Here is a 16,286-nt window from a genome sequence, read left to right as displayed (position 1 = left end):
CAAGACCTGCGACATCAAGGATCCCGCGCAGAACATCAACTGGACCACGCCCCAGGGCGGAGACGGGCCGAATTACCCCAACATGTGATGGCGCGGGCGACGCGGGGATAATCGGTGCGATTGCATGCCGGGTCGGGGCGGAATAGGTTTCCGCCCGACACATCGGGGAGAGCCGACCATTGCCGACGATCAACGCGAAACTGGCCGCGGGCATCCTGAGCGGCCTTCTCGCCGCCTCCCCGCTCGCGCCCGCGCTCGCCTCCTCGCTGTCCGGCGCCTATCTCGCGGCGATGCAGGCGGATTTCCGTGACGACTATCCCGTCGCCGCGGAATACTACGATCGCGCGCTTGCCACCGATCCGACGAATTTCGCGCTGATGCAGAACGCGCTCGTCGCGCGCGTCGCCCTCGGCGACATGGAGATCGCCGGGCCGCTCGCCGACAAGCTCGCCCAGGCGCAGCCGGAGAACCAGCTCGCGGGGCTGGTGCGCCTCGCCGCGGCGATCCACGATAACGATTTCGACGGCGCGGCGCGGCTCCTCGCCTCGGCGCCGCCCCGGGTGTACAACCCGCTGCTCGCGGGGCTCGTCGCCGGCTGGATCGAGGTGGGGCGCGAGGATTTCCCCGCCGCGAAGGCGAAGTTCGACGCGATGACCGCGAATGACGCGATGGCGGCCTACGGCCAGTATCACAAGGCGCTCGCGCTCGCGATGGCGGGGGATTTCGTCTCCGCCGAGACCATCCTCGCGGGGGGCGAGCAGGGGCCGCTGCATCTGACCCGTTCCGCGCTGATCGCCCATGCCGAGATCCTCGCGCAGCTCGGCAAGGAGCAGGACGCGCTCGCGATGCTCAACCAGGCGATCGACGGCGGGTTTCCGGATGCCACGCTGATCGCGCTGCGCGACCGGCTCGCCCGGGGCGACGAGGTGGCCTTCGACCAGGTGACCGAGGCGAAGGACGGCGTGGCGGAAGCCTATCTGACCCTCGCCGAGGCGCTCAACACCGACAATACCGAGCGCGTCGCGCTGCTTCACGCGCGGCTCGCCGCCTATATCCGGCCCGGGCTGATCGAGGCCGACCTGCTCGCCGCCGAACTCCTCGAGAACGAGGAGCGCTACGCGCTCGCGACCGAGGTCCTGTCGGAGGTGCCCGAGGACTCGCCCTGGTACGTGACCGCGGAGATCCGCCGCGCCAGCACCCAGCGGGACTCGGGCGATGTCGAAGGCGGCATCGCAACGCTCGTCGCGCTGGCCGCGACGCATGGCGACCAGATCGAGGTGCAGTCGGAACTGGGCGACGCCTATCGCTCGAACGAGCAGTTCGGGGAGGCGGTCGCGGCCTATACGAAGGCGATCGACCTGATCGGGACGCCGCAGAAGATCCACTGGGTGCTCTACTATACCCGGGGCGTCGCGAACGAGCGCGCGGGCGACTGGGCGGCGGCGGAAGCCGATTTCCGCGAGGCGCTGAAACTCTCGCCCGACCAGCCGCTGGTCCTGAACTATCTCGGCTATTCGCTGCTGGAGCAGGGCCAGGACTATGACGAGGCGCTCGACATGATCCAGCGCGCGGTCAAGGGGCAGCCCGACGACGGCTACATCACCGACTCGCTCGGCTGGGCCTATTACCGGCTCGGCCGCTACCAGGACGCGGTCGCGCCGATGCTGCGCGCGGTCGAGCTCACGCCGGACGATCCGGTGATCAACGATCATCTCGGCGATGTGCTCTGGATGGTCGGGCGCAAGCGCGAGGCCGATTTCCAGTGGCACCGCGCGCTCTCCTTCGGTCCGGCGGACGACCTCGACATGGACCGGATCCGGCGCAAGCTCGATGTCGGGCTCGACAAGGTGCGGAGCGAGGACAAGCCCGGCTCCGACGGCTGACCGCGATGCCCTCCCCGGTGATCGAACCCCCGGTGATCGAACGTGCCCGCGCCAAGGTGAACCTGTGCCTGCACGTCACCGGGCGGCGCGCGGACGGCTATCACCTGCTCGACAGCCTCGTGGCCTTCGCCGAGATCGGGGACGAGTTGCGCGCGGAGCCGGCGGAGACGCCGTCGCTCGCGATCGGCGGACCCTTCGCGGCGGGGCTCGACGCCGGGCCGGACAACCTGGTGCTGCGCGCCGCGGCGCTGATGGGGGGCGGGGCGGCGTTCACGCTGGCGAAGAACCTGCCGGTGGCGAGCGGCATCGGCGGCGGTTCGGCCGACGCGGCCGCGGCGCTCCGCGCGCTCGCGCGGCTCCGGGGCCAGCGCCTCCCCGCGCCGGAGGCGGTGCTCGGGCTCGGCGCGGACGTGCCGGTCTGCCTCGCGGGCGTCCCGACGCGGATGTCGGGGATCGGCGAGGTTCTGGCGCCGGTCCGGCTGCCGCCCTTCGCGATGGTGCTGGTCAATCCCGGCGTCGGCGTCGCGACGGGCGCGGTCTTCTCCCGGCTCGCGCGGCGGGACAATCCGCCGCTCGGCGCGATCCCCGATTTCACCGCGAGCGGCGATCTCTTCGCGTGGCTCGCGACCCGGCGCAACGACCTCGAGGCCCCGGCGGCGGAGGTGGCGCCGGTGATCGGCGGGGTGATCGCCGCGCTCGGCGCCTCTCCGGGCTGCGCGCTCGCCCGGATGTCGGGCTCGGGCGCGACGGTCTTCGGACTTTTCGAGACCCTGGGGGCGGCGGAGGCCGCCGCCGCGCGGCTTCGCATCGCGGAGCCCGATTGGTGGGTGGCCTCGGCCCCGGCGGCCGGGCCGGCCTCAGCAGGGCTCTAGCGTCTCGATCTCCGCGCGGCGCAGGTCGCGGCCGCCGATGCCGAGTTCCGCCCAGCTTCCGCGCCAGAGGCGGAAGTGTTCGGCGGCCCGGTGAAGTTCGAGCGCGGCCTCGTCGCGCCAGACCTCGAAGATCCGGATCAGCCCCGGTTCGAGGATGTCCTCGGCGAAGGAATAGGCGACGCAGCCCGGTTCCGCCCGGCTCGCCTCGACGATGCGCGCCATCGCCGGCCGCGCCTCCGCGAGCCTCCCGGCCGCCACGCGGATCGTTCCCTCGATCAGGATCATTTCCGAACCCCTCGATTCAGCCGGGCCTCAGTTCAGCCGGGCCACCACGAAATCGGCGAGCTGGCTCAGCAGGTCGCGCAGCTCGCCCTCGGGCACCGCCGCGAGCGCGGCGCGGGCGCGGGCGGCGTGGTCATAGGCGGTCTCGCGCGTGCTTTCGAGGCTGCCGTGCCGGCGCATGAGCCCGAGCGCGGTCTCGAGATCGCCCTCGCGCTGGTCGCCCTTCTCGATCACGCGGGTCCAGAAGGCGCGCTCCTCCGTGTCGCCGGCGGCGACGGCGCGGATGACCGGCAGCGTCATCTTCCGCTCGCGGAAGTCGTCGCCCACATTCTTGCCGAGCGCGGCGCTGGCGCCGCCATAGTCGAGCAGGTCGTCCGCGATCTGGAAGCTGACGCCGAGCGCGTCGCCATAGGCGCGCATCGCGGCCACGACGGGCTCCCCGGCGCCCGCGATCACCGGCCCGACCTCGGTCGCGGCGGCGAAGAGCGCGGCGGTCTTGCCGCGGATCACCTGGAGATAGATGTCCTCGGTCGTCGCGAGGCTCTCGGCGCTCGCGAGCTGCAGCACCTCGCCCTCCGCGATCACCGCGGCCGCGTCGGAGAGGATGTGGAGCGCGCGCAGGCTCCCGGTCTCGACCATGAGCTGGAAGGAGCGGGCGAAGAGATAGTCGCCGACGAGCACGCTCGACTTGTTGTCCCAGAGCAGGTTCGCGGTGGGCCGGCCGCGGCGGCGGTCGCTCTCGTCCACCACGTCGTCGTGGAGCAGCGTCGCGGTATGGATGAATTCGACCGTGGCGGCGAGCTTCACGTGATCGGCGCCCGCGTAGCCGCAGAGCCGCGCCGCCGCCAGCGTCAGCAGCGGCCGCAGCCGCTTGCCGCCGGCCTCGACCAGATGGGCGGTGACCTCGGGAATGCGCGGCGCGTGCTCGCTCGCCATGCGCTCGCGGATCAGCGCGTTCACGGCCGCCATGTCGTCGGCGAGCATGTGCTGGAGCTGTTCGATCGGGTTCAGGACGGGGCCGGGCGTATTCACGCGGAGTTCCTCTCGACCGCGGCGCATCCGCGCCTTAGGCTTCGGAGAATGAAGGAAATCCTGCGCACGACAGACCCTACCATCATACCATTTTCCACCGCCTTGCTGCGCGCGGAGGGTATAGACTGCTTTGTGATGGACGTCCATATGAGCGTGCTCGAAGGCGGGATCGGCCTGTTTCCGAAGCGCCTTCTCGTCGCGGAGCGGGACGCGTTCCGCGCCCGCGCGATCCTTTCCGACAACGACGTCGAGGGGCTCGTGCGCGAATGAACGCCGGGCCGGGGGAGGAGTACCACAGCGAGGATGAGGAGTACCACAGCGAGGATGCCTTCCTCGGCGGACGGCTCACGATCCGGCAGCCCCGCGCCGGCTACCGCGCGGCGACCGACCCCGTCCTTCTCGCCGCCTTCACGCCCGCCCGCCCGGGCGAGCGGGTGCTGGAACTCGGCTGCGGGGCAGGGGTCGCGGTGCTCTGCCTCGGCGCGCGCGTCCCGGGGATCGAGCTGCGCGGGCTGGAGACCCAGCCGGCCTACGCCGCCCTGGCGCGGGAGAACGCCCGGGCGAACGGGATCGCGCTCACGGTGCATGAGGGTGACCTGCGCCGTCCGCCGCCGGAGCTTCGGGCGCTGGTCTTCGACCATGTCATCGCCAATCCGCCCTTCTACCCGCGCGGCGCCGCGACCGCGCCGCGCGACCCCGGCCGGGAGACCGCGCATGTGGAGGAGGCGACGCTCGGCGACTGGATCTCCGCCGGGCTGCGCCGGCTGCGCGACGGCGGCTGGCTGACGCTGATCCACCGGGCCGAGCGGCTCGGCGGCATCCTCGCGGCGCTGGAGGGGCGGGCCGGCTCTGTCCTCGTGCTGCCGGTCGCACCCCGCGCCGGCCGGCCGGCGGGCCGGGTGCTGGTCCGGGCCCGCAAGGGCGCCGGCGGGCCGCTCGTCCTCGCCTCGCCGCTCATCGTGCATCGCGGCGAATCGCACGGCGCCGACGGCGGCGGATACGCCCCCGAAACCGAGCGCGTGCTGCGCGAAGGGGCGGCGCTGGAGCCCGGGGACGCGGCGAAATATCGCTAACTTTACGCCTCCGTCTGTGAAATCTTCGGAAATCCGGTGGGCGAGAGCGCGCAATCACGTATCGCGGCGCCGATGACAGCGCGATGACAGGAGGCTAAGTGCCTGTCACGAAAATGTCTTGACCATGCTGCGCCGCAACAGAAAATTCGCGCGCGCGGGATGATCTCGCAGCGTGTCACCTCGGCGCGAGGCGCGGCTTCTGCGACCTCGGTTCGCGTGACAGGCGAGACGTTCGATGCTCTACTGATCGGGTTGGAAACAGCTGAGTAGGAGACGACTCATGAGCCTGGGTTCTCACCTGACGGAACTCCGCAAGAAGCATCAGGCCCTGTCGGATGTGATCGACACGGAGCAGCGCCACCCGGCCTGCGACGATCTGAGCCTCAAGCAGCTCAAGCTCAAGAAACTTCACCTCAAGGAGGAAATCCAACGGCTCGAGGCGGCGGAGGCATAGGGCTGGAACCCGTCCCGGACGAGGAATAGACGACGCCCGCGCGTGATCCGGACACGCGCGGGCGTTCCCGTCTCAGGCGAGAAGGCCGGCGACGGTTTTCCCGATCAAATCAAGACATTCCGGCGTGCTGAACCGGTGATCCGCGCCCTTGACGAGCGTCAGCCGCATGTCCGCGCACTCGGCGTGGGCGAGCAGCCGGAGCGCGACCGAGGGATCGACATCGGTATCCGCGGTCCCCTGCAGCAGCCGGACCGGGAAGGGCAGCGGCAGCGGGTCGCGCAGCACGAGATTGGCCCGCCCGTCCTCGATCAGCCGGCGCGTGATCACATAGGGCTCGTCCGCGTAGTCGCTCGGAAGCTCGACCCGGCCGGCGGAGGCGAGCGCCGCGCGCTGCCCGGCGTCGAATTCGCCCCACATCGAATCCTCGGTGAAATCGGGCGCCGCCGCGATGCCGACCAGCGCGTGAACCCGCTCGGGTACACGTTTTGCGAGCAGCAGGGCCATCCACCCGCCCATGCTGGAGCCGACGAGAACCTGCGGCCCCTCGGTGAGCGCGGTCACCGCGTCGAGCGCGTCCCGCGCCCAGTCGCCGATCGCGCCGTCGAGGAAGGCGCCGGAGGAGGCGCCGTGCCCGGTATAGTCGAACCGCAGGAAGGCCCGGCGCTCGGTGGCGCACCAGGCCGCGAGATGCTCGGCCTTGGTCCCAGTCATGTCCGAGCGGAAGCCGCCGAGAAAGACCACGCCCGGCCCGCGCCCGGGCTGGCGGCGATAGGCGAGGGAACGGCCGTCGGGCAGGTCGAGGCGGGTTTCCGTCATGTCATGGGCTCTCCGTCTTGTCGGGTTCCGGTTTGGCCCGGGACGGCCCGGCCGCGCAAGCCGGGCCGCGACGCTGCCTTGACACGACGGCGCCCTGACACGACGGCGCCTTGACTCGGACCCGAGGCGGGACTAACGGCGGAACCTCCCTGAGACCCGGGCGCGCGGTAGGCGCCAAAACCCAAGGAGACGACCATGAGCGACGCGGCCGAGGCCATTCGCGAGGTCCGGATCACCCTCCCCGACGGCGCCGTGCGCGCCTATCCCGCCGGAGTCACCGGCGCGGGCATCGCGGAGAGCCTGTCGAAATCGCTGTCGAAGGCCGCGATCGCGGCGACGGTCAACGGCCGCCTGACCGACCTCAGCCAGCCGATCACCGAGAATTCGGCCGTCGCGATCCACACGATCAGGGACGAGGAGATCGCGCTCGGCCTCATCCGGCACGACGCGGCGCATATCATGGCGCGCGCGGTGCAGGAGCTCTGGCCCGATGTGAAGGTCACGATCGGCCCGGTGATCGAGAACGGCTGGTACTACGATTTCGACCGCGCCGAGCCCTTCACCACCGAGGATCTGGCGCTCATCGAGAAGAAGATGCGCGAGATCATCGCGCTGCGCGACCCGGTGACGACCGAGGTCTGGGACCGCGACCGGGCCGTGCGCCATTACGAGGCGCTGAACGAGCCCTACAAGGTCGAACTCGTCGGCATGATCCCGGAGGGGCAGCCGATCCGGATGTACTGGCACGGACACTGGCAGGATCTCTGCCGGGGCCCCCATCTCGCCCATACCGGCCAGGTGCCGGCCGACGCCTTCAAGCTCATGAGCGTCGCGGGCGCCTACTGGCGCGGCGACAGCGACCGGCCGATGCTGCAGCGCATCTACGGCACCGCCTTCCGGACGAAGGACGACCTGAAGGCGCATCTCTTCCGGCTCGAGGAGGCGGCGAAGCGCGACCACCGCAAGCTCGGCCGCGAGATGAAGCTCTTCCACATGCAAGAAGAGGCGCCGGGCATGGTGTTCTGGCACCCCGAGGGCTGGACGCTCTACCGCGCGCTCGAGGATTACATGCGCCGCCGGCTGCGCCACGCGGGCTACAAGGAGATCCGCACGCCGCAGGTGGTGGACCGCAAGCTCTGGGAGGCCTCCGGGCACTGGGAGGCCTATCAGGAGCACATGTTCCTCGTCGAGGTCGAGGAGGAGGCGGCGAAGGAGAAGCGCGTCAACGCGCTGAAGCCGATGAACTGCCCCTGCCACGTCCAGGTCTACAACCAGGGGCTCAAGTCCTATCGCGACCTGCCGCTCCGGCTCGCGGAATTCGGCGCCTGCCACCGCTATGAGCCCTCCGGCTCGATGCACGGGCTGATGCGCGTGCGCGGCTTCACCCAGGACGACGCGCACATCTTCTGCACCGAGGACCAGATCGAGAGCGAATGCGCCGCCTTCATCGCGCTGCTGTCGAGCGTCTACAAGGATCTCGGCTTCGAGAAGTTCGACATCAAGCTCTCCACCCGGCCCGAGGTCCGCATCGGCTCCGACGAGACGTGGGACAAGGTCGAGGGCGCGCTCGAGAACGCGATCCTGCAGGTCGGCGCGCCCTATCAGGTCGATCCGGGCGAGGGCGCCTTCTACGGGCCGAAGCTCGATTTCAAGCTCACCGACGCGATCGGGCGCGAATGGCAGTGCGGCACCTTCCAGGTCGACGCGCAATTGCCCGAGCGGCTCGGCGCGGAATACGTCGGAGAGGATGGCGACAAGCACCGGCCCTACATGCTGCACCGCGCGATCCTCGGCTCGTTCGAGCGTTTCACCGGCGTGCTGATCGAGCATTACGCGGGCAGGTTCCCGCTCTGGCTCGCGCCGCGCCAGGTGGTGGTCGCGCCGATCGTGTCGCAGGCGAACGACTACGCCGATCAGGTGGTGATGGCGCTGCGGGCGAAGGGCGTCCGGGCCGAGGCGGATCTGCGCAACGAGAAGATCAACTACAAGGTCCGCGAGCACAGCCTCGCCAAGGTCCCCGTGATCCTCGCGGTGGGCGCGCGCGAGGTCGAGGAGCGCACCGTCTCGATCCGCCGGCTCGGCGAGCAGCGGACCGAGGAGCGGCCGGTGGATCTCGCCATGGCGGACCTGATCGCGGAGGCGACGCCGCCCGATCTGGCGCGCACGGCTTGATCCGGATCAAGCTTTTCGCCGGAAGGCCGGGAACGGGGTTGAGGCTCGCGGGTTCACTTCCCATATCCTTGACAGCGAAGTGAACCGGCATCCGGAGGAGGACAGAGGCATGGAAGCGCAGCGTGGACCCGAGTGGATGGACCGGGTGATCGCCTGGCTCTCCGATGTCCTGTTCGGCCCGGCCCCGGCGCCGAGGCCCGTCCCGGTCCGGCGCGATCCGCCGCCGGGCGAGCGCCGCCCGCGCGGATACTGACCCCCGATCAAGATTGCCCTGACACGCGCCCCTTTCCGGGGCGCGTTCGCTTTCGGGGATCCGGTCCCGCCGCTTCCCGTCAGGCTCCGGGCGTCGGGCCGAAGACCGCGTCGAAGGCGCGCGCCAGCGCGAGGTCGAGATCGGCCATCGTCACCGGCAGGCCGAGATCGACGAGGCTCGTGACGCCGTAGCCGCGGATCCCGCAGGGGACGATGCCGGAGAAATGCGTGAGATCCGGCTCCACGTTGATCGCGATGCCGTGGAAGGTGACCCAGCGGCGGATGCGCACGCCGATCGCCGCGATCTTGTCCTCGGCGGGGGAGCCGTCGGGCAGGGGCGGGCGATCCGGCCGGACGACCCAGACGCCGACCCGGCCCGGCCGCCGCTCTCCGGTCACGTTGAACTCGGCCAGCGCCCGGATCACCCATTCCTCCAGATTCCAGACATAGGCCCGCACGTCCCGCCCCCGGCGGTTGAGGTCGAGCATCGCATAGGCGACCCGCTGGCCGGGCCCGTGATAGGTGTATTCCCCGCCCCGGCGGGCCGGATAGACCGGGAAGCGGTCGGGCATCAGCAGATCCTCCGCCCGCGCCGAGGTGCCGGCGGTATAGAGCGGCGGATGCTCGAGCAGCCAGACGAGTTCCCCCGCGCGACCGGCGATCAGCGCCTCGACCCGCGCCTCCATCGTGGCCAGGGCTTCGGGATAGGGGACCGGTTCGCTCGCCACGCGCCATTCCGGACCGGGCCCTGAATTGTCCGGATCGAAGTCGATTCCGGCGGTTTTCGGTTCGGCTGCTTCGCCGACCTCTGCTAGAATCTCGCCCATTCGTGATGACATTTGCCGATTCTCGGGAGGAATTCTCATGGTCGTGCATAGATTTCTTAGAACCATCCTGATGTCCAGCGCGATGCTCGGCGCGCTTTCGGCCGGCGGGGCGCGGGCGAACGGCTTCTGGGACAGTTTCGGCGGCAGCGTGGCGGGGACGGTGGTCGGCAATGCGATCACCAATCACGTGACCCAGCCGAGGCGCACCTATGTGCGGACCGAACGGGTCTATGTCGCGCCCCGGGTCGATTCGGCGCAGCGCGCGCAGAACCGCCGCGTCCAGACCGCGCTCAACTATTTCGGCTTTCCCGCCGGCGCCCCGGACGGCGTGATCGGGCCGGGCACGCGCGCGGCCTCGGCGACCTACCAGGCCTACATGGGCTATCCCTCGACCGGCTATCTCACCGATCCCGAGGCCGGGACGCTGCTCGGCGCCTATGACTGGGCGGTGGCCGGTGGCCCGGGGGTCAATCAGGCGCTCGCCTCCGGCCAGGGCGGGCGCGGCCTGCTGGTCGCCTATCGCCAGATGCTGGCCGGCGCGCCCCAGGCGCCGGTCGCGCCGCAACCCGCGCCGATCGCGGCCGCGGCGCCCGCGCCCGTGCCCGCCGCCGCTCCGGCTCCGGAGCCCGAACCCGCGCCCGTGGCGGCCGCGCCGGAGCCGGAGCCCGCAGCGCCGGCGCTGCCGACCTTCATCGCGGCGACCTCCCCGGCCCCCTCGATGGCGGGAGCCTGCGGCAAGGTCGCGGTGGCGACGAGCGCGAATGGCGGCCCGCGCACGCTCGGGGCGGGGCTCGACACCGATCAGATGCTCGCCGAGCAGTTCTGCCTCGGCCGCAGCTATGCGATCGACCAGGGAGAGAGCCTCGCGGCGACGGTGGCCGGTGTCTCGCAGGATGACATCACCGCGCAATGCGTCGCCTTCGCGCCGGCGCTGCGCGATTACGTCGCCCGGCTGCCGGGCGCGCGGGTCGATACGATGCTGGCCGACCTGCGCCAGTTCGTCGCCGAGACCGGCTATCCGCCGGAACAGCTGAGCGCGAATGCGCGGATCTGCCTCGGGGTGGGCTACCGGATCGACGACGCCTCGGTCGCGCTCGCCTCGGCGATGGTGCTCGCCGGGCTGAACGAGGCCGCCTATGCCGAACTCATCGGCGAGCAGCTCCGGATGGGGCTGGGCGTTCCGGCGCGACGCGAACTCGGGCTCGAATGGGTCGCGGCGGCGGTGGACGGGCTGCGCCAGGGGGCGACGCCGCTCATCTCGGCGAATGCCCAGGACAGGCTCGCGCTGCTTTCCGCCGCGATGCCCGCCGCCGGCTCGGCGGAGCGGCCGGTGCCGGTCTCGGCGAAGCCGGCGGCGGGCTTCGCCCTGCCGATGGCGAAGGAGAACTGAGCGGGGCGGATTCGCCCCGGAAAACCTTCTCCGGGTAGGGGAATGGGGCCGCGTGAAACTCCTGCGAAATTCCTTCGCGGAAAGCGCGGTTTCGCCCTTTACCCGCCCGTGGGGCTTTGCTAGAAGCCGCGCCACGCGGTCGTGGCGGAATTGGTAGACGCGCAGCGTTGAGGTCGCTGTGGGCTAACCCCCGTGGAAGTTCGAGTCTTCTCGACCGCACCAGACGCCCTATTTCGGGCGCATCCGAAATCCGGCGGGTTCCGACCCGCCGGATTTTGGCGTTTCAGGGGCATCGCGAACGGGGTGGCGGTCCGGCCCTTCGGCCCGGACCGCGCGGAGCGGCCCTTTGGCCGCGAGTCCGGTTTCTCCCCGCCTGTTGGCGGGGCCCCTCGCTCCGGCGCCTGACGGCTCCTGCGCGGACTGCCCGATAGATTTCATGCCCATATGAAACATGAGGAAGAAGCGAGCGTCGGGGGAGCGCCCGGCGGGGCGAACAGCTGGCTGGCGCGACGGGGGGCGCGGCCCAGCCGTCAGCCGACCGATTCGACCAGGCGTTCGGCGGCGGCGAGGTCGACGGAGACGAGCTGGCTCACCCCCTGTTCCTGCATCGTCACGCCGAAGAGCCGGTCCATCCGGCCCATCGTCACCGCGTGGTGCGTGATGACGAGGAATCGCGTCTCGGTCCGCTCGATCATCTCGTCGAGCAGGTCGCAGAAGCGCGTCACATTCGCGTCGTCGAGCGGCGCGTCGACTTCGTCCAGCACGCAGATCGGCGAGGGATTGGCGAGGAATACGGCGAAGATGAGCGAGAGCGCCGTCAGCGTCTGCTCGCCCCCCGAAAGCAGCGACAGCGTCGAGAGCTTCTTGCCCGGCGGCTGCGCCATGATCTCGAGCCCGGCCTCGAGCGGATCGTCGCTCTCGACCAGCACGAGATTGGCCTCACCGCCGCCGAAGAGATGCCGGAACAGGGTCGCGAAATTCCGGTTCACCTCGTCGAAGGCCGCCAGAAGCCGCCCGCGGCCCTCGCGGTTCAGCCCGGCGATGCCGAGGCGGAGCTTCTTGATCGCCTCCTCGAGATCCGTCCGCTCCCCGATCAGCGTATCGAATTCGATCTGAAGCTCGCGCGCATCCTCCTCGGCGCGCAGGTTCACCGCGCCCAGCCCGCCGCGGGCGCGGCGCAGCCGCGCGACCTCGGTATCGAGCTCGGCGGCCTTCGGGACCGCGGCGAGATCGGTGCCGAGCCCGGCGAGCAGGTCGGCCGGGGCCTGGCCGGTCTCCGCCGTCAGGCGTTCGGCCTCGGCCTCGGCGCGGGCGCGGGCGGCCTCGGCGCGCGCCTCCGCGCCGGCGCGGGCTTCGCGCGCCTCGCTCGCCGCGCGTTCGGCGGCGCGGGAGGCGGTCTCGGCGTCGCGCAGCCCGGCCTCGGCGCGGGCGAGCGCCTCCGCCGCCCGGCTCCGGCGCCCCTCGGCCTCGTCGAGTCCGCGGGCGAGAGATTCGCCCCGGGCGTCGAGTTCGGCCGGGCGGTCGCGCGCGGCGTCGAGCGCCTCCTCGGCGGCCTCCACTCGGGCGTCGAGCCCGGCGAGGCGGTCGGAGGCATTGGCGCGGCGCGCCGTCCAGCCGGCGCGGTCGCGGTCGATCTCGGCGAGGCGCCGTTCGCGCGCCTTGCCGGCGCGTTCGAGTTCGTCGGCCTCGGCGCGGCGGGTCAGCATGGTGAGCCGCGCCGCCTCGACCCGCAACCGCTCCGCCTCGACCTCGGCCCGGGCGGCGGCGGGATCGGCGAGCGTCGCGAGCGCGGCCGCGGCCTCCCCGGCCGCGGCGCGCGCCTCGGCGCCCTCCGCGGCGCGGCGGGTGCTGGCAGCGCTGAGCGTCGCGAGCCGCGTCTCGATCGCCTCGGCCGCCGTTCCGGCGCGGCCGAGCGCGCGCTCGGCCTCCGCCGCGGCCGCCTCGGCGGCCTTGCGGGTGGCGCGGGCGGCGGTTTCGGCGGCGGTCGCGGCGGCGAAGGCCGAGGCCGCGTCCTCCCCGACCGCGCGGGCGGCCTCGGCGCGCTCCTCGGCGGCGGCTTCCTGCGCTTCCAGTTCCGTCAGCCGGTTGCGCTGACGCAGGCGTTCCGCCGCGGCCGAGGGCGCGGCGCCGGCGGCGACGCGCAGCCCGTCCCAGCGCCAGAGATCGCCTTCGAGGCTGACGAGCCGCTGGCCGGGGCGCAGCAGCGGCTGGAGCGCGTCGCCCGCGGCGCGCGGGGCGATGCCGACGGCGGCGAGGCGGCGCCCGAGTTCGGCCGGGCCGGCGACGCGGGGCGCCAGCGGCTCGGCGCCGGGGGGCAGGGGCTCGGGCGCCTCGCAGGGGGGCAGGTCGAGCCAGCCCGAAGCCTCCGTCCCCGCGACGGGGGGCAGCGACAGATCGGCGCCGAGCGCGGCGCCGAAGGCCGCTTCGAAGCCCGGGGCGACCTCGACGAGATCGACGATGCCCTGGCGCGCCGGGGCGGAGCGTTCGATCAGCTTGCGCAGGCTCGCGGCTTCCGAGGCGAGGGCGCGGGCGGCGCCTTCCGCCTCCGACCGCGCGGCGCGGGCCTCGGCCTCGATCCGGCGGCGCTCGGCGGCGCGGGCCTCGGCCTCGGCCAGCGCATCCTCCGCCTCGGCGGCGCGCGCCTCGGTCAGCGCGGCCGTCTCCTCGGCGGCCTCGCGGTCGGTGGCGGCGCGCGCCTGCTCCGCCTCGGCCGCGTCGCGGGCCTGTTCCGCCTCGGCGAGGCCGCGTTCCAGCTCTTCCGCGCGCCGGCTGGCCTCGGCCGCGGCGCGGGTCGCGGCCTCGTGCGCGGCGGTCAGCCGCGCGGCGGTCTCGGCGCGGGCGGCGAAGGCGGCCTCGGCGACGCCGAGCGCGCCGCCGGCCTGCGCCGCGGCGTCCCGCGCGCCCGCGAGCCTTGGCCCATGCGCCTCCTCCTCGGCCATGAGTTCCGCCGTCTCGGCGGCGAGGCGCTCCATCATCGTCCCGGCATCGGCGTCGAGCGCGGCCTCGCGGTCGCGGTCCTGGGCGAGCTGGCGGATCTGGCCTTCCAGCGCGCGGATCGCCTCGGCGGCGGCGCGGACCTCCGCTTCGTGGCGGTCGCGTTCCAGAACGATCCGCTGCGCCACCGCGGCGGCGATCGCATCCTCCTCGCGGAGCGCGGGCAGGCCTTCCTCGGCCGCGGCGCGCGCGCGCGCCGTCTCCGCCGCGCGGGCCTCGGCGGCGGCGGCGGCGCGTGTCGTGTCGGTGAGCGCGATGGTCGTCGCCATCCGCTCCTCCTCCGCGTCGCGCCAGAGGCGGCAGAGCAGCATCGCCTCGGCCCGGCGCAGCGCCTCGGCGATCTCGCGATACCGCGCGGCTTGCCGCGCCTGGCGCGACAGCTGGGCGAGCTGGGTCTCCAGCGCCTCCAGCACGTCGCCGACGCGGGCGAGATTGGTCTCGGTCGCGCGGAGCTTCAGCTCCGCCTCGTGCCGGCGCTGATAGAGGCCGGAGATGCCGGCGGCTTCCTCGAGCACGCGGCGGCGGGCGCGGGGCTTCGCGTTGATGAGCTCCGAGATCTGCCCCTGCCGCACCAGCGAGGGCGACTGCGCGCCGGTCGAGGCGTCGGCGAAGAGCATCTGCACGTCGCGCGCCCGCGCCTCCTTGCCGTTCGCGCGATAGGCCGAACCGGCATCCCGCGTGATCCGGCGCACGACCTCGAGCGTGTCGGCCTCGTTGAAGCCCGCCGGCGCGGTCCGGTCGCGGTTGTCGAGCGTCAGCGTGACCTCGGCGTGGTTCCGCGCCGGGCGCTTGCCGGAGCCCGCGAAGATCACGTCCTCCATCCCGTCGCCGCGCATCACGCTGGCGCGGGTCTCGCCCATCACCCAGCGTAGCGCCTCGAGCAGGTTGGACTTGCCGCAGCCGTTCGGGCCGATCACGCCGGTCAGGCCGGGCGCGATCGTCAGCTCCGTCGGGTCGACGAAGCTCTTGAAGCCGAGAAGGCGCAGCCGGGTGAAGTGCAAGGGCCTGTCCTGCTCCGACGGTCCATTATGTTTTCCGGCGAATCATCCGGGGACCGGGCGGCGCTGTCAATTGCTTTCCGGGCGGCGCGTAGCGGCGATCCGCGCCAGATGCTCCGCGATCGAGAAGCCGGGCGGCATCAACGGAGCCTCGCCCGCGACGAGGGCCGCGAGGATCTCGCCCACCAGCGGCGCCATGCCGAAGCCGGTGCGGAAGGCGCCGGCGGCGAGAAAGAGCGTCTCGCTGCCCGGCAGCGCGCCCAGCATCGGCTCCGGCCGGGGCCCGCGCGGGCGCAGTCCCGCCCAGCGGCGGACGACCTCCGCCCCCGCGAGTCCGGGCAGCAGCGCGGCCGCGCGGGCGAGCAGGTCGTCAAGCCGGGCATCGGTGCCAAGCGGCTCGGCGTAGGCGTTCTCCGCCGTCGCGCCGATTCCGGCGGTGCCGTCGGCATGGGGGACGACATAGAGCCCGTCGGCGTAGACAAGCGCCGCGGGCAGCGGCGCGCTCGGGATCACGCGGGCCGCCTGGCCCTTCACCGCCTGGAACGGGTCGCAGCCGAGAAAGCGCGCGGCGAGCGGTCCCGCCCCGGTTCCGGGCGCGAGCAGGATCGCCCGGGCAGCGATGGCGCCGGCTTCGGTCTCCGCCACACCCTCGGCGACGCCGAGGACCCGGTGCCCGGTCAGGAGGCGCGCCCCCCGCGCCGCGAGCGCGTCGGTCAGCGCGGCGATGGCGCGGGGCGGGTCGATCCGGGCCGAGAGCGTCTCGAAGACCGCGCCATGCGGGGCCTCGAAGGACAGCGCGTCGCGCGGCGGCAGCGTCCAGCGGAAGGGCGCCGGCCAGAGATCGACCGCGTTGCGCGCATGCGCCTCCGCCCGGGCCCGGGCCGCCTCGGAGGCAAGCGGGATGTAACGGCCGACGCGCCCGTAGCCGGGATCCCGGCCCGAAAGCCGGGCGATCCGGCCCCACCAGGCCTCCGCCCCGGCGAGGGCGCGAAGCTGCGCGGCCTTCTTCTCGTTCCAGCGGTCCGGCGGGTGCGGCGAGAGCGCGCCGACCGGCCCGCCGCTCGCGCCGCCGCCGGTCGGGCCGGCGTCGATCAGCGTGACGTGGCGGCCGCGGTCGAGGCAGGCATGGGCGCAGGCGAGGCCGAAGATTCCGCCGCCGACCACCAGAATATCCGCCGCCTCGCTCTTTCCCATCACCCGCCGCCGCACTAAGACTGCCCGGAATTCCAGCGTGAGGGTTA

15 protein-coding genes and 1 tRNA gene are annotated in these 16,286 nt (G+C 72.5%); 10 read left to right on the top strand and 6 right to left on the bottom strand.

The window, feature by feature from the left end; genetic code table 11:
• The 3 genes from FJM51_RS16790 to FJM51_RS16780 form a co-directional block, all read left to right on the top strand.
• The coding region (locus FJM51_RS16790; protein ID WP_140455302.1) for a 4Fe-4S dicluster domain-containing protein at window positions 1-88 on the top strand (88 nt) is incomplete at its 5' end.
• 91 nt (window positions 89-179) lie between these two features.
• Window positions 180-1,883 carry a tetratricopeptide repeat protein gene (locus tag FJM51_RS16785; RefSeq protein ID WP_140455291.1) on the top strand — a complete coding sequence of 568 codons (1,704 nt, stop codon included), beginning with the start codon at window positions 180-182 and terminating at the stop codon, window positions 1,881-1,883.
• Window positions 1,884-1,888: 5 nt separating this feature from the next.
• The gene (locus tag FJM51_RS16780; protein ID WP_140455290.1) at window positions 1,889-2,755 is read left to right on the top strand and encodes a 4-(cytidine 5'-diphospho)-2-C-methyl-D-erythritol kinase; all 867 of its coding nucleotides are present in this window, start codon (window positions 1,889-1,891) and stop codon (window positions 2,753-2,755) included.
• Here the strand turns inward: FJM51_RS16780 and FJM51_RS16775 are convergent.
• Together FJM51_RS16775 and FJM51_RS16770 are read right to left on the bottom strand one after the other, a co-directional pair.
• A complete protein-coding gene (locus tag FJM51_RS16775; protein ID WP_140455289.1) occupies window positions 2,741-3,040 on the bottom strand; it encodes a putative quinol monooxygenase in 300 nt (99 codons plus the stop codon). The genes FJM51_RS16780 and FJM51_RS16775 overlap by 15 nt on opposite strands.
• A gap of 27 nt (window positions 3,041-3,067) precedes the next feature.
• Entirely contained in the window at window positions 3,068-4,021 is a 954-nt protein-coding gene (locus FJM51_RS16770) for a polyprenyl synthetase family protein (protein ID WP_140455301.1), read from the bottom strand.
• Between the two features lie 96 nt (window positions 4,022-4,117).
• On the opposite strand from FJM51_RS16770, the gene FJM51_RS16765 reads away from it, so the two are divergent.
• The 3 genes from FJM51_RS16765 to FJM51_RS16755 all read left to right on the top strand — a co-directional run bounded on the left by FJM51_RS16765 (window position 4,118) and on the right by FJM51_RS16755 (window position 5,596).
• Window positions 4,118-4,339: a putative signal transducing protein gene (locus FJM51_RS16765; RefSeq protein ID WP_140455288.1), complete on the top strand. Its 222-nt coding sequence runs from the start codon at window positions 4,118-4,120 to the stop codon at window positions 4,337-4,339.
• Entirely contained in the window at window positions 4,336-5,142 is an 807-nt protein-coding gene (locus tag FJM51_RS16760) for a tRNA1(Val) (adenine(37)-N6)-methyltransferase (RefSeq protein ID WP_140455287.1), read from the top strand. Before FJM51_RS16765 ends, FJM51_RS16760 begins: the two co-directional genes overlap by 4 nt.
• A gap of 280 nt (window positions 5,143-5,422) precedes the next feature.
• Complete coding sequence (locus FJM51_RS16755; RefSeq protein WP_140455286.1) at window positions 5,423-5,596, top strand: YdcH family protein; 174 nt, start codon at window positions 5,423-5,425, stop codon at window positions 5,594-5,596.
• Window positions 5,597-5,668: 72 nt separating this feature from the next.
• Here the strand turns inward: FJM51_RS16755 and FJM51_RS16750 are convergent, their stop codons facing one another.
• Window positions 5,669-6,412, bottom strand: coding sequence for an alpha/beta fold hydrolase (locus tag FJM51_RS16750; protein WP_140455285.1), 744 nt, complete (start codon window positions 6,410-6,412; stop codon window positions 5,669-5,671).
• Between the two features lie 195 nt (window positions 6,413-6,607).
• On the opposite strand from FJM51_RS16750, the gene thrS reads away from it, so the two are divergent.
• Both thrS and FJM51_RS23835 read left to right on the top strand, forming a co-directional pair.
• Window positions 6,608-8,584 carry a threonine--tRNA ligase gene (gene thrS, locus FJM51_RS16745; protein ID WP_438502766.1) on the top strand — a complete coding sequence of 659 codons (1,977 nt, stop codon included), beginning with the start codon at window positions 6,608-6,610 and terminating at the stop codon, window positions 8,582-8,584.
• A gap of 109 nt (window positions 8,585-8,693) precedes the next feature.
• Complete coding sequence (locus FJM51_RS23835; protein ID WP_181164600.1) at window positions 8,694-8,837, top strand: hypothetical protein; 144 nt, start codon at window positions 8,694-8,696, stop codon at window positions 8,835-8,837.
• 79 nt (window positions 8,838-8,916) lie between these two features.
• Here FJM51_RS23835 and lipB read toward each other — a convergent pair whose 3' ends face one another.
• On the bottom strand, window positions 8,917-9,564 hold the full coding sequence (lipB, locus tag FJM51_RS16740; protein WP_267901436.1) for a lipoyl(octanoyl) transferase LipB: 648 nt from the start codon (window positions 9,562-9,564) through the stop codon (window positions 8,917-8,919).
• A gap of 169 nt (window positions 9,565-9,733) precedes the next feature.
• Here lipB and FJM51_RS16735 point away from each other — a divergent pair, with 169 nt between their 5' ends.
• Together FJM51_RS16735 and FJM51_RS16730 are read left to right on the top strand one after the other, a co-directional pair.
• The gene (locus FJM51_RS16735) at window positions 9,734-11,053 is read left to right on the top strand and encodes a peptidoglycan-binding domain-containing protein (RefSeq protein ID WP_181164599.1); all 1,320 of its coding nucleotides are present in this window, start codon (window positions 9,734-9,736) and stop codon (window positions 11,051-11,053) included.
• A 135-nt stretch (window positions 11,054-11,188) separates the two neighbouring features.
• Window positions 11,189-11,275 (top strand) — tRNA-Leu (locus FJM51_RS16730).
• A gap of 308 nt (window positions 11,276-11,583) precedes the next feature.
• On the opposite strand, the gene FJM51_RS16725 is transcribed toward FJM51_RS16730, so the two are convergent.
• On the bottom strand, window positions 11,584-15,048 hold the full coding sequence (locus FJM51_RS16725; protein WP_140455283.1) for a chromosome segregation SMC family protein: 3,465 nt from the start codon (window positions 15,046-15,048) through the stop codon (window positions 11,584-11,586).
• Window positions 15,049-15,114: 66 nt separating this feature from the next.
• Window positions 15,115-16,239: an NAD(P)/FAD-dependent oxidoreductase gene (locus FJM51_RS16720; protein WP_140455282.1), complete on the bottom strand. Its 1,125-nt coding sequence runs from the start codon at window positions 16,237-16,239 to the stop codon at window positions 15,115-15,117.
• Window positions 16,240-16,286: the final 47 nt, after the last annotated feature.

Source organism: Amaricoccus solimangrovi, from assembly GCF_006385685.1.
Lineage (GTDB): Bacteria > Pseudomonadota > Alphaproteobacteria > Rhodobacterales > Rhodobacteraceae > Amaricoccus > Amaricoccus solimangrovi.
The sequence above is the reverse complement of the archived record's forward strand: the minus strand, read 5'-3'. Positions and strand labels throughout refer to the sequence as shown.

Coding starts and splice junctions, on each gene's coding strand:
- FJM51_RS16780 (WP_140455290.1), top strand. CDS start 1,889: ATGCCCTCCCCGGTGATCGAACCCCCGGTGATCGAACGTGCCCGCGCC.
- FJM51_RS16775 (WP_140455289.1), bottom strand. CDS start 3,040: ATGATCCTGATCGAGGGAACGATCCGCGTGGCGGCCGGGAGGCTCGCG.
- FJM51_RS16770 (WP_140455301.1), bottom strand. CDS start 4,021: ATGCTCGCCGACGACATGGCGGCCGTGAACGCGCTGATCCGCGAGCGC.
- FJM51_RS16765 (WP_140455288.1), top strand. CDS start 4,118: ATGAAGGAAATCCTGCGCACGACAGACCCTACCATCATACCATTTTCC.
- FJM51_RS16760 (WP_140455287.1), top strand. CDS start 4,336: ATGAACGCCGGGCCGGGGGAGGAGTACCACAGCGAGGATGAGGAGTAC.
- FJM51_RS16755 (WP_140455286.1), top strand. CDS start 5,423: ATGAGCCTGGGTTCTCACCTGACGGAACTCCGCAAGAAGCATCAGGCC.
- FJM51_RS16750 (WP_140455285.1), bottom strand. CDS start 6,412: ATGACGGAAACCCGCCTCGACCTGCCCGACGGCCGTTCCCTCGCCTAT.
- thrS (WP_438502766.1), top strand. CDS start 6,608: ATGAGCGACGCGGCCGAGGCCATTCGCGAGGTCCGGATCACCCTCCCC.
- FJM51_RS23835 (WP_181164600.1), top strand. CDS start 8,694: ATGGAAGCGCAGCGTGGACCCGAGTGGATGGACCGGGTGATCGCCTGG.
- FJM51_RS16735 (WP_181164599.1), top strand. CDS start 9,734: ATGTCCAGCGCGATGCTCGGCGCGCTTTCGGCCGGCGGGGCGCGGGCG.
- FJM51_RS16720 (WP_140455282.1), bottom strand. CDS start 16,239: ATGGGAAAGAGCGAGGCGGCGGATATTCTGGTGGTCGGCGGCGGAATC.